Origin of the sequence: Maridesulfovibrio sp., assembly GCF_965230075.1 — a bacterium.
In the GTDB taxonomy this organism is placed as follows: Bacteria; Desulfobacterota; Desulfovibrionia; order Desulfovibrionales; family Desulfovibrionaceae; genus Maridesulfovibrio.
This window is the reverse complement of record NZ_OZ245945.1, coordinates 4066523-4078965: the sequence shown is the minus strand read 5'-3', so window position 1 is coordinate 4078965 and position 12443 is coordinate 4066523. Positions and strand designations below refer to the sequence as shown.

The following is a 12443-nucleotide window of genomic DNA, read 5'->3' as shown; positions in this document are numbered from 1 at the left end:
TTTGCTCTTTTGATGGTGGTCATTTAGATTAAAACAAGACCTTGCGTCAGCAATATTAATAAGGGAAATCAGCAATGAACGGGAACGGATTTAAAATTCTTCTGGTGGAGGATCAGGAAACAGCGGCCTCCTATATCGCAAAGGGATTGCGCGAGGAAGGCTTTGTGGTCGATGTTGCCAATACCGGGCCTGACGGTCTGCATTGTTTCCTGACCGAAGAATATTCCCTTGCCATACTGGATGTGATGCTGCCCGGTCTGGACGGTTGGACTATCCTTGAAACCGCACGCAAGGCCGGGAAAATGAATCCGGTTATTTACCTGACCGCGCGTGATGATGTGGAAGACCGGGTTCGGGGGCTTGATCTCGGTGCTGATGATTATCTGGTCAAACCCTTTGCCTTTGCCGAGCTGCTGGCCCGGATACGGGCGCTTATGCGCAGGCAGGAACCTGCTGAAAAAAAAGAAACTAAGCTGGTGGTTGCCGATCTGGTTCTTGATCTGCTCAAGCATCAGGCCCGGCGCGGCGAGGAGGTTATTGATCTGACCCCCAAGGAATTCGCCCTGTTGCGAATTCTCATGAACCGCTGTGGTGAGGTGCTGACCAGAACGTTGCTGGCGGAGCAGGTCTGGGGTATGCATTTTGAATCCAATACCAATGTTGTGGATGTGGCTGTGCGCCGTCTACGGGCCAAGGTTGACGAGGGCGCGCATAAGAAATTGATCCATACCCAACGCGGAGCCGGATATGTTCTTGAAGAAAGGGATTAACTGGCTGGATAGGCACCGCATTTCACTGCAGTTGCGGCTGGCATTTTTTTTTACCGTATCCACGGCTGCTGTTCTTTTCGTGGTCACGCTGGTCCTTTACCATGAACTTCAGGAACAGCTTGAACTTAAAGACCGCATGGAACTTATGCACACCAGTTCTGTACTTGCCGGGGTGGTCAAGTCCATGGCTGCGGAAACAAATTTCAATACTTGGCGTTTGACATGGAAGCATACAATCAAGGGCCATGAAAGAATGGCCGTGCGCATTTTTTCTCCGAACGGGGAAATGTATGTGGTTTCACCCGGTATGAATATCCCTTCGTCCGAATTCCCTCCCCCTTCGGAATCAGATTTTACCATGCTGGAAGATGAAGAGCATGACACGTATTATCTGCTGACTTCATTCACTGTGGAAACAGCGCCCGGACATCTCTGGAGAGTTGAAGCGGGTTACGATACCGGCCCCAGCTATGAAATGCTGGAACAGTATCTGGAAAGCCTGCTCATTCTGTTGGTTTTGGCTCTGATAACAACGACTACCATCAGCTGGTTGATCACCATATACGGGTTGCAGCCTTTGCGGCGCATCGGTGCGGCCATGCATGATATCTCATCCGAAAATCTTTCAAGCAGGATTGGTTCTCAGGAATGGCCCAGTGAAATAGGATCGTTAGCCCATTCCTTTGATGAAATGTTGGAAAGGCTTGAAGCGGCCTTTGCCCAGCTGAGCCGTTTTTCCGCTGATCTGGCCCACGAGGTGCGTACTCCGGTCAACAATATGCTTTCCGCAGCCAGTGTTACCCTTGCCCGAAAACGGAATGTTGAGGATTACCAGAACACTTTGGAAGCAATTATCAATGACGGGCGGCATCTTGAGCGCATTGTGGAATCCATGCTTTTTCTAGCCCGGGCGGAAAATGCCAAGGATGAATTGTGCATGGAGCAGCTTTCCTCTGCTGAGGAATTCCAGTTGCAGACTGATTTTTTCGAACTCCTTGCAGAAGAGAAAAATATCAGCCTCCATTGGGACGGTGAGGTGACCTTTCTGGCCAATCCCGAACTGTTGCGTAGGGCTTTGTCCAACCTGATCGATAATGCCATCCGCTATACTCCGGAAGGGGGAACTGTTCGTTTAGATGGAAAAGAAAGCGGGCATAATGTTGTCATTACAGTGAGCGATAGTGGAATTGGTATTGAAGCGGAACATCTACCGCACATATTTGAGCGTTTTTACCGGGCAGATAGGGCCCGTAGCAAGAGGACTAATTCCGGGCTGGGGCTCTCATTGGTCCAGTCCATTGCTGTTCTGCACGGGGGGGCAGTCTCCGTTTCCTCCATTCCCGGGCAGGGGAGTGAATTTTATATCACCCTTCCTAAATGACAGCCCTGTAATTTGTTTGTCCACGGTTTGAGCGGAGGAATCGTTTAGAGTCCGTCTTAACGATTAACCAAACCAGTTAGGACAAAATGAAGTTTTTTAAAACACATGTCGTACTTGCACTTCTTTTCTGCCTTATCGGCTTTGCTTCCTTTGCCAATGCCAAGGACAGGAAAGATGATGATCACAAATGGCCCAAGGTTTCCGGTGAAGTGGCAACCGTAAATATCCAGGCCCGGACCTTCCAGATTCAAGACCCCAATGGTCTGACTATGACCTTTAAGGTTACCCCTGAAACTGAAATGGAAGTAGAAGGAAAAGGTTTGCTTTTCTGGGACAGTGAAGCACAGCTTGCCGATCTTAGGAAAGGACAATGGCTTAAGGTTAAATATTACGGTTCCGGTGAAACAAAAGTAGCCAAGGATGTAAATATATATCCTGTTCCTGAGCGTTAACCCCTGTGTTCATATTTAGCACCCCATGAATATGACAGCCGGGAACTCACCCCCCATCCGGGCCGGAGAGAAACTTTTTGTATGCTTTTTTATAGAGCCGAATTCTCTCTGGCTCGGATCAGGATCGCAAAGCATCAATGGGGCTTAATGCCGAAGCCTGTCTTGCCGGGTAGTAGCCGAAAAAGATGCCTACTGCCGCAGAGACTCCAACCCCAAGCATGACTGCTCCTTCGGAAACAAAGAAAGACCAGCCGGCAAAGTTGCAGATAATGGCCGTGGCCCCGACCCCCAGTGCTGTTCCGAGCAATCCTCCGATGAAAGAAAGGATGATGGATTCCACCAGAAACTGGAACTGGATATCCTTACGCTTCGCTCCGATGGCCCGGCGGATGCCGATTTCTTTTTTGCGTTCTGAAACTGAGACCAGCATTACATTCATAACTCCAACCCCGCCTACAATGAGCGAGATGGAACCGATGGCTCCCAGCAGGGCGGTGAACATGCGCATCTGTTTTTTCATCTGGGCCACAAGTTCTTCGGCGCTGGTAACTCTAATTTCAGTCTTGGATGTGAGTTTGAAATAATTCTTGAGCTGTTCGGTTGCCTGTTGACTGATGCCGCTTTCTATCATGCGGCTCCCGAAGGTATTGATTTGTGGGCGGTCCTGACTGCGCATAGCGGTCTTGATGGGAATCATGATCCCTTCGTTGATTTCGTAAGGGGTGAAGGTGCCCATGGGCACGGCATCGGCAATGCCGATTACGGTGTAGATGCGTTCATCATATATCACCTGCTTGCCAACGGGATTGCTTTCCCCGTGTTCGCGCAGCCATTTTGCCTTACTGTCCCCAAGGACGCAGAAAGCGGAATGTCCGTCCAGATCGGAAATGAATCTGCCTGTGCTGATGGGGATTTTATAGAGTCGCGCAAATTCTTCAGTAACACCCAGTGCGGGGCAGGAACTGCGTTTGCCGGAAAATTTAAGATCACTGTAGAATGATACATAGGGTGCCACAGTGCGGATGGTGGAGCAGGCCTGTGGAATCTTGAGCACATTCTGGAGGTTAAAGCCCGAACTCTTGCTGCCTCTGCCGTATTCCTGTTGTACGGAGCAGACATCAGTGCCCATTTCTTTGAATTGGCGGATGACTTCGTTTTCAACTATCTGGCCTACGGTAACCATGGCGATTACCGAGCCGATGCCGATGACAATGCCGATCAGGGCCAGCAAAGATCGTTGCTTGGCTCCCATTAGTGAGCGTAAGGATTCCCGTATATTTTCACCTAGGATCATGCGCCCTCCAGTCTGCCGTCCCGCATGCGGATGGAACGTTTGCACCGTTTAGCCAGACCGGGATCATGGGTGATGATGACTACGGTGATCCCCTCCTCTTTGTTCAGGCTCAGGAAAAGGTCCATGATATCCTTGCCCGTGGCGGTATCCAATGCTCCGGTGGGTTCGTCTGCCAGAATCAGCGAAGGGCCGCCGCACAGGGCGCGGGCAATGGCAACCCTCTGCTGCTGGCCGCCGGAAAGTTCATTGGGGCGGTGGTCGCCGCGTTCGCCCATGCCTACCTTGCTGAGCATTTCATTGGCCAGCTTTTCACGTTCCTTTTTAGGAACCCCGCGGTAAAGCAGGGGTAAACAGACGTTATCAAGGGCAGTCAGCTTGGGCAGCAGATGGAATTGCTGAAAGACAAAGCCGATTTCATGGTTCCTGATGGCGGAAAGTTCGTCATCGCTCATTTTATCGGCCAGCTTACCATTGAAGCGGTAAGTTCCTGAAGTGGGCTGGTCCAGAAAGCCCATAATGTTCATGAGGGTGGATTTGCCACAGCCGGAAGAGCCGAGGATGGCTACAAGCTCACCTTCATCAACATTGAGGTTGACCCCTTTGAGCACTTCCACTTCAACAGTGCCCAGTAAATAGGATTTATGTACGTCCTCGATGTTGAGCATTAGAACACTTCCGGGTTGAGCAGAATGGTTGTGCCCGGTTCAATTCCGGAGAGTATTTCTACTTCGTTGATGGTGGTGTATCCGGTTTCAACATCTACTTCGCGGATGGTTCCGTCTTTTTCCCTGACCCGCAGGAATACTTTGCCCCCGTCCCGGTTGATGGCTGTGAAGGGAACCATGAGTGCGCTATCGTTGGAGTATGTTTCCACCTGCATGTTGGCGGTCATGCCGATACGCACATTCTTGCTTACTTGCTTGGGCAGGTGTGGCAGACGGATAGTGGTCTCAAATGTCGGGACCTTGCCTTCACCCCCGGCCTGCGAAGATATCATGGCGATCTCCCCTTTGAGCTTGTGGTCCGGGAAGGCGTCCCCGGTCACTGTCACCGGCTGCCCAAGTTGCAGGCTGTTGATGTTCAGTTCGTCCACCTTGGCGGAGATGGACAACCCTTCAAGGCTGGCAATGGAAAGCAGCGGCTGGCCTTCGGTAACACTCATGCCGCTGGTGATTTCCTTGGCATCTCCGCTTTTGGAGTTGGGGCGCAGGGCCACTCCTGATACCGGGGCGGTAACCATGGCCCGAGCCATTTTTTCTTTCATGGTCTTGTAGTTTGTCTCAGCATTGGCCAGTTCCATGCGGGCTATTTCCACATATTCATGGTCGCCTTTGTTGAGTACATCGCGGTAGTTTTCTTGCGAGGAGATGAGCCGCGACTCGTTGCTTTTAAGTTCCTGCACCGTTGTGTCATACTGGTTTTTGGGAATGATACCCTTATTGTAGAGCATCTTGTCTTCTTCCGCCTTGGCCTTGGAGCTGTTCAGGGTTCTTCTGGCCTGTTCCAGGTCACGTCTGGCCTTGAGCACTTCGGAGGTCTTTTTCCAGTGGGTCAACTCGTAAAATTTCTTGCGAGACTTGATGTATTCGGTAAATGCCGAGCGCATCTTACTGGCGATTTCAGAGGTGTCCAGAGTTATGATGGTCTGGTTGCGGGGGATTCTTTCCCCGTAGAAAAAGTCGGTCTTGGTAATTATCCCGTTGAAGGGAGCCACGAGGGTCAGCTCTTCCAGCGGTGCTACAACCCCGGAAAGGGAAATTGAGCGTGAGAAGGGCCGGGGATTGACGGTCATGCTCTGGTATTTGGTTTCCGCGCTTGGATCTGGTGCAGACTTGAATGTGTCGGGGATCTCCACAAAAGTCGGATTGAACCAGAAGAATGCGCCCACCCCGCAGAAGAAACAGAACACAGCTGCGATGAGCATGAAACGGACTTTTTTCCCTTGGGTGAGCGAGGCCTTCAGGGCCTTGTTGGATTCGTCCGCATCACGCATGGCCCGGGTCAGATCCTGATTCAGCTGTTTTTCATCCTGACGCATCTTCTCAATCTCTGTGACATCGCGCAGGACCAGAACCGCTCCGCAGGCTTCTCCGTCTTCCTCTTTCAGCCGGGAAACGCTGACTGAGAGGTATATCTTTTCCCCGTCTTCTTTGTGGTAGGCCGTTGCCCGGTTGCTGATGGTGCAGTCTTTGTAAATAGAGTCCAGCAGCGCCTGCATGAATTCATCATTTTCCTCCACCGGGGGAACAACAGCCATAAGGGGCATGCCTTCCAGATCGTTCCCGGAAATACCCAGCATCTTGGCAACAGCTGGATTGGCCCCGGTTACGATCCCTTTATTGCTCAGGATCATAACTCCGTCGTTCATGACTTGAAATATTGTTTCCCGAAAAGGGGTGTTGGGCATTTTATCCATGAATTCCTACCACCATGTCCAGACCAGGGGACGGATTGTATCGTTAAGGTCTTCTTCCAGCTGCTTATCATCATGTTTGAATTTAACATGCCATGTTTCCATGGTTGTGCCTAGGATCTGGTCAAGAGTGAGCAGGGCCTGAACATATGAAATCTGTTTGGAGGTTTCCGAAAGCTGGGCCTGTACCAACTGGTTCTGGTAGGAAACCACCTCGAAGTTGGTGGTCCGGCCGACCATGAGCTTGGTGTTTTCGTTTTCCAGCTGTAGGGCCTTTAGTTCGGTGTTCTTCTTAGCCAACCCAATCATTTTCCAACGCATTTTCACATCGCGCACGGCATTGGCAACCTTGGTCTGTAAATCGGTCTTGGCCCGTTTCAGCTCCAGCCGGGACTTGCGTTTGTTTACCTCGGCCGTGAGCAACTTTTTCTTTCTTTCCAACTGATCGTCGCCCCAGAGGTTAATGGGCGCTGAAAGCTCCACTCCGGCGGAAAGTTCATCGTCACTGGTGGAGGCAGAGTATGAGTTCTTCTGTGTTTGCGTTTCCTCGTAGCCGCCTTTGAGATCAAGCTGCCATTCACGCTCGTTTTCAGCCATCATGGCGTTAATGTCTGATTGAGTGACCGCGAAGACCTTGGTCATGTAAGTCTGGTTGTTTTTCAGGGCCACCTGCATGCAGCGTTCGTAATCAGGTTCAACGTCCCGTATCTCGTCCTTGACCGGTTCAATACTAAGATTGGGGTCCATCTCAAGGTGGTTGAGCAGGTCGCGGCGGGCTTTATCAAGACTGTTACGCGATTCTTCTAGGGAAAGCCTGCCCGAAGCCACATCAGCCTCGGCCTGAACCACGTCACTGGCGGACATGCGGCCCATGCTCTGCTTGAACTTGTTCACTTCTAACAGTCGTTCCGAGCGTTCAAGGGCCTGTTTTTGGATTTCAAGATTTTCTTTGGCCTGCTTGAATGTGAAATAGTAGTTGAGCCCCGAATTTATAAGTCCGCTGAGGTTATCACGCAGGGTGAGAATGTTGATCTTGTCTGTAATGCGGGCCAGCCGGATGGAGGCCATGTTGTAATCCATCCCCGCACCTTTGAGCAGGGGCTGGGTCAGTTCGATGCGCCACTTGGATGATCCTTCACGGGTATATTCTTTTGTTCGGGAAACAGAAGAATCCCCGTCGTAGCTAAGGGTGCCGTCACTGTTTTCAGAGTAGTTATTGTCCCAGACAAATGAGAGAGTCGCACCTGTAGGGATTTTCTGGGTAATGGAAGCTTTGGCGCCGACGTCCCATTTTGAAGCAGGGGTCTGGGTTCCGTTGTCGGAGATACGCATGTTGCGCTGGAATGCTTCAGCATTAAAGGAACCGTCAATATTGATAACCGGCTCGAATTTGGCTTCCGCCTGTTCGAGATCGAATTTATCTGTAACGCGCTGTAAGTAATTGGTGGCAACATTGGAGTTGTTGCGGATGGTCAAGCGTACCACTTCATCCATAGACAGGGGCAGGGTACCGTTGTTTACCTGCGCCGTTGTTTCATTCTCCGCATAGGCGGGCAGGGAAATGGAAAAGGCGCAAATGAAGGACAGCAATAGAACCGTCTTGATTTCTAGTAGCAGCTTGGCAGTCAGATTCATGGAAGTAACAGGTTCGGAAATATTGTTATCAAAGTTGTCCGGTTAATAAAGTACTGGCACAACTTAATACCAAACCTGATTTTCGTAAAGGCGGGATCGGTTACTGGGGTGTTAAAATAAAAAAGCCCTGCAAATCATCATGATCTGCAGGGCTTTTAATTCAACTTTGGAACCTGTTATTCACTAATCATTCACAAGCATGAGGGAGATTTCGGGAATATAGGTTACTGCCAGCAGGACTACGATCATCAGTCCGAGGATGGGCAGGACCTGCTTGGATACGTCGCCGAGTTTAACCTTGGCAACAGAGGAGGCCACGAAGAGGTTGACCCCAACCGGAGGTGTTACGAATCCGATAGCGAGGTTAACAACCATGATGATACCGAAGTGGACCGGATCAACTCCGACCTTGGTAACGATGGGCAGCAGGATGGGAACCAGAATTACGATGGCAGCCAGAGCTTCCATGAAGGTACCGATAACCAGCAGCAGGACGTTGATCAAGAGCAGGATGACGATCTTGCTGTTGGTCATGCCGAGGATGAAGCCTGCGATCTTCGCCGGAACCTGCTCAACGGTCATGATGTAACCGAAGATGGTTGCCATAGCCATGAGGATGATGACGATGGCGGAGGTGGAGCACACTTCCATGAAGGAGTCCACGATGTTGTGTCGGTTGAGGCCCTTATAGATGAAGATACCGACAATGAGGCCGTAGAATGCAGCGACAGCAGCAGCTTCCGTGGGGGTCATCAGACCGCCGTAGATACCGCCGAGTACGATAACCGGAACCATGAGTGCCAGTTTTGCATCCCAGAAGGCCTTGGCGATGGATTTAACGGAGCGTTCTTTTTCTTCACCCATCCAGCCATTTTTCTTGGAGACCCAGTAGCTGAATGCCATGAGTACCAGACCGGTCAGAACACCGGGCAGGATACCTGCGATGAACAGCTTACCGATAGATGCCTGAGAAGCAACACCGTAAATAACAAAAGGGTTGGAGGGGGGAATCATAACCCCGATGGCACCTGCTGCCGCAACAACTGCACAGGCAAAGTATTTATCGTAACCGCGCTCGATCATGGCCGGGATGGTCAGGGAACCGATAGCCGCAACAGTTGCAGGACCGGAACCGGAAATTGCGGCAAAGAACATGCAGGTTGCAATGGTTGCCAGAGCCATACCGCCGGGCAAAGGTCCGAGCAGTTCGTCAGCAAGGTTGAGCAGTCTTTCGGACAGTCCGCCGGAGCCCATGAAGATACCCGCTGCAATAAAGAAGGGGATCGCCATGATGGGGAAGCTGTCGATTGAGGTAAAGGAAATCTGCGCAACGTAGTCGATGGGCAGGGAACCGGAGCTGAGCAGGGTTACCAGAGATGCAAGGCCGAGGCTGATACCGATGGGTACGCCGATGACCAGAAAGAGCAGGAAGTAACCGAACAGAACGGTGGTTGCGCCGAAATCAATACCCAGCAAGACCGGGATAAAGATAAGCGCAGTGATTACCGCTGCTGCAACACCATGCATGATGCTGGATCTCTTGATTTCCTTGATGGTGTCCTGCACAAGGCGCAGCACCATGAGGCTGAAGCCGATGGGCAGGATCATATAAGGAATGTAGTACGGAATCTGGAGCGCGGGTGCGATCTGGGGAGAACGCATCTGCATGCTGATCAGGTCCATACCCATGATGGCTACAACAACACCCAGTACGATGAAGCAGAGGTTGTTGACCATCCAGAAAATGTGCTGCCATTTCTGGGGCAGACGGTCGAAAACAATATCCACACGGATGTTTTCGCGGTTTTTAATTGCCAGCGGGGCGGCAAGGTAAGAAATCCAGACAAAGATGAAACGGGCCAGTTCCTCGGTCCAGACTGCGGAACCCGCGTTCTCGGTGAGGTTGGTTACAACGTAACGGTAAAAGGTCTGGAAAGTAATGATGAGGATGATGGAAAGCAGGCCGATGAAAAGGAACGGCTTTTCAAAGTCATCATTAAGCATCTGCAGAAACCCGCGGCGGGGTTTTTCCTGTAAAGGGGCTCCCACCGCAGTGGGAGCCATATTGGTTGCCATAATAATCTACCCTTCTTCTGAAATGGTTCGAAAGCGCCCTATTTGGACTGAACTTCTTTCATCATTTCGAACAGCTCTGCGGGGATGGTGTCGTTGAACATATCCCAGACAGGGCGGGTCAGCTTTTTGTATTCTGCCAGTTCCGCTGCGGTGAGCTTGTGAACCTTGATGCCCTGATCGATGAACTTCTGTTCTGCCTTGGCTTCGAGTTCAGCAGTGATACCGCGCTGGTAGGTGAGGGCTTCCTGTGCTGCTTCGTTGATAATTTTCTGGTTCTCAGGGGAGAGTTTTTTCCAGAAGTCGAGGTTCATCATCAGGATGTGCATGCAGTAGTTGTGACGGGAGTCAACAGCGTACTTGATAACTTCGTCGTGCTTGGCATCGCAGAGCAGGGAGAAGGTGTTACCTTCAGCGTCAACAGTACCCTGCTGCATTGCGGTGTAGGTTTCACCCCATGCGATGGGAGTGGGGCTCATGCCCAGGGCTTTTGCTACTTCGATTTCAACGGGAGAAGCGGTTACACGAACTTTGAGCTTCTTGAGAGTGTCAGCAGTGGAAACGGGACGGTTGGTGGTAACAAAGTTACGGTAGCCGTATTCACTGAACATGATGGGCTTCAGGTTGATGGATTCAGCAACACCGTTGAAGTATTCGCCGAGCTTGCCGTTATCAAGGGAAGCGTAAATTTTGGGCTGGTCTTTGATGTCGGTGATGTAGGGCAGGTCAAAGATCATGAACTTGGGAGAGAAGTTCGCCATGTTCGGGGAGGAGCTGGAGGCCATTTCAAGGGAACCACGCTGTACGGATTCCATAGCTACGCGGTCACTGCCGAGCATGCAGCTGCCGTAGAGTTCAACTTTGATTTTACCGGCGGATTTCTTTTCAACCAGTTCTTTGAATTTTTCATAGCCGAGGGTAACGTTGTTACCGGGAGCCATGGGATGAGCAAGACGGATTTTGATTGCATCGCCGTCTTTGGAGCCGCCGAGTTTGCAGCCGGTCAGCGCGAGCAGCAGGCAGGAAAGAAGAACAGTCACTTTGAACATTTTTTTAGAAAACATCACATATCCCCCCATAGGACATTAATTGTTTTGGTTAACACAAATCTGGCTTTGCCATTTTTTTCACATTGAGCAATTGCTGTGCCATGAGTGCCCGCTCCTTTTCTTTTACAGGCCAGTCAAATCGGGGAAAATGTAGAAAGAAGCGTATTACCTGTTCTTAACGTACGAAGTCTAAGGGGCTTGTTGCGGGCAGAAGGTGAAAAAGTTCACATCCAGATCTGGAGGGGTCTGGATAACGGGAGAGTTGGATTTTGTAAACCTTGTTGCAAAACAGCAACAGTAGAAGAGAGTGGGATAGGGCTTCAGGTGATATTTACTTGAATTTCTGAGGGATACTATGTAGGGGTTGCAAAAATGCACCTGGTTGCAGAATTGCACATAGCCCATAAGCACTTAATATAAAAAGAAAACCCCCGAAAAGAAAACTTTTCGGGGGTAACTGCTTGGAGCAGTTCGGGTAGTGAGGTCCTTAGAAGAAAATCTTAGAGACCGAGAACCTTGGCTGCGTTGTTGTACATGACATTTTCATAGACATCTTTTTCAAAGGGCAGGTTTGCGTACTTTTCAAGCTGCTCGCGGTAGTCGATGAAAGGGTGTGCGGAAGCGAACATGAGTTTGTCGCCGATGATGGTGTTTGCTGCCTGCACGTATGCTTCTGCCTGAGGCCAGAGTTCGTATTCGGAAATTTCCATGAAAACGTTTTTGTTGCGCTGGGTTACGATGATTGCTTCGTTGACCCAGGGGTAGCCGCCGTGGCTCATGATGATCTTCAGCTCCGGGAAGTCGCGGGCTACGAAGTCGATGTAGCGGGGAGCTACGTGGTCAATAACCGCGCCGGGTACAAAGCTGGCGGTTCCGGTGGTGAAAATAATGGGAATCTCGAGTTCGCAGCACTTGGCGTAAACCGGATAGTACTTGGCATCGTTGGGGTAGATTTTAGCGAGGTACGGGTCAACAGCAGCACCGCGGATGGAGTCGTTTTCAGTTACCGCCTTCTGCAGATCGCGGATAGCGTCCATGCCTTTATGCGGGTCGATACCCCAGTAGCCGATGAATTTTTCGGGGCACTTTTCGCAGAAATCAAGCAGCGCACAGTTGCCGTTGGCCATGGATGCATAGGTGGTTTCGCAGTCGCGACCGGTGATTACAGCCTTGACTACGTTGTTCTCGTCCAGACCTTTGATGATGTCTTCAAACGGCTCGGGCTTCTGTTTGTGGAATTCAATTGCTTCACAGAGGTCCTTGAACATTGCGCTGTTGGCAATGCCGTTGATTACTTCGGGGGTATTGGGTCTGAATCTGAAGTCGATAACGTTCATTTTGTTACTCCTTAAAAAGTATTAATGCGAAATTATGTA

Annotated in this window: 10 protein-coding genes; 3 read left to right on the top strand and 7 right to left on the bottom strand. The window is 50.7% G+C overall.

The window, feature by feature from the left end; genetic code table 11:
• Nucleotides 1-74 precede the first annotated feature (74 nt).
• The 3 genes from ACO05Z_RS18410 to ACO05Z_RS18400 all read left to right on the top strand — a co-directional run bounded on the left by ACO05Z_RS18410 (nt 75) and on the right by ACO05Z_RS18400 (nt 2603).
• Nucleotides 75-770, top strand: a complete 696-nt coding sequence (locus tag ACO05Z_RS18410; protein ID WP_421903644.1) for a heavy metal response regulator transcription factor — start codon at nt 75-77, stop codon at nt 768-770.
• Nucleotides 748-2151 carry a heavy metal sensor histidine kinase gene (locus tag ACO05Z_RS18405; RefSeq protein WP_421903643.1) on the top strand — a complete coding sequence of 468 codons (1404 nt, stop codon included), beginning with the start codon at nt 748-750 and terminating at the stop codon, nt 2149-2151. Before ACO05Z_RS18410 ends, ACO05Z_RS18405 begins: the two co-directional genes overlap by 23 nt.
• A gap of 86 nt (nt 2152-2237) precedes the next feature.
• The gene (locus ACO05Z_RS18400) at nt 2238-2603 is read left to right on the top strand and encodes a hypothetical protein (protein WP_421903642.1); all 366 of its coding nucleotides are present in this window, start codon (nt 2238-2240) and stop codon (nt 2601-2603) included.
• Nucleotides 2604-2721: 118 nt separating this feature from the next.
• On the opposite strand, the gene ACO05Z_RS18395 is transcribed toward ACO05Z_RS18400, so the two are convergent.
• The 7 genes from ACO05Z_RS18395 to ACO05Z_RS18365 all read right to left on the bottom strand — a co-directional run bounded on the left by ACO05Z_RS18395 (nt 2722) and on the right by ACO05Z_RS18365 (nt 12404).
• Nucleotides 2722-3897 carry an ABC transporter permease gene (locus tag ACO05Z_RS18395; protein WP_421903641.1) on the bottom strand — a complete coding sequence of 392 codons (1176 nt, stop codon included), beginning with the start codon at nt 3895-3897 and terminating at the stop codon, nt 2722-2724.
• Nucleotides 3894-4562, bottom strand: coding sequence for an ABC transporter ATP-binding protein (locus ACO05Z_RS18390; RefSeq protein ID WP_421903640.1), 669 nt, complete (start codon nt 4560-4562; stop codon nt 3894-3896). Before ACO05Z_RS18390 ends, ACO05Z_RS18395 begins: the two co-directional genes overlap by 4 nt.
• Entirely contained in the window at nt 4562-6313 is a 1752-nt protein-coding gene (locus ACO05Z_RS18385) for a PAS domain S-box protein (protein ID WP_421903639.1), read from the bottom strand. The genes ACO05Z_RS18390 and ACO05Z_RS18385 overlap by 1 nt, the downstream gene beginning before the upstream one ends.
• 6 nt (nt 6314-6319) lie before the next feature.
• Nucleotides 6320-7945: a TolC family protein gene (locus ACO05Z_RS18380; RefSeq protein ID WP_421903638.1), complete on the bottom strand. Its 1626-nt coding sequence runs from the start codon at nt 7943-7945 to the stop codon at nt 6320-6322.
• A gap of 183 nt (nt 7946-8128) precedes the next feature.
• Nucleotides 8129-9949, bottom strand: coding sequence for a TRAP transporter large permease subunit (locus ACO05Z_RS18375; protein WP_421904200.1), 1821 nt, complete (start codon nt 9947-9949; stop codon nt 8129-8131).
• Nucleotides 9950-10059: 110 nt separating this feature from the next.
• Nucleotides 10060-11082, bottom strand: a complete 1023-nt coding sequence (locus tag ACO05Z_RS18370) for a TRAP transporter substrate-binding protein (protein WP_421903637.1) — start codon at nt 11080-11082, stop codon at nt 10060-10062.
• A gap of 485 nt (nt 11083-11567) precedes the next feature.
• The gene (locus ACO05Z_RS18365) at nt 11568-12404 is read right to left on the bottom strand and encodes an amidohydrolase family protein (RefSeq protein ID WP_421903636.1); all 837 of its coding nucleotides are present in this window, start codon (nt 12402-12404) and stop codon (nt 11568-11570) included.
• Between the last annotated feature and the right edge of the window lie 39 nt (nt 12405-12443).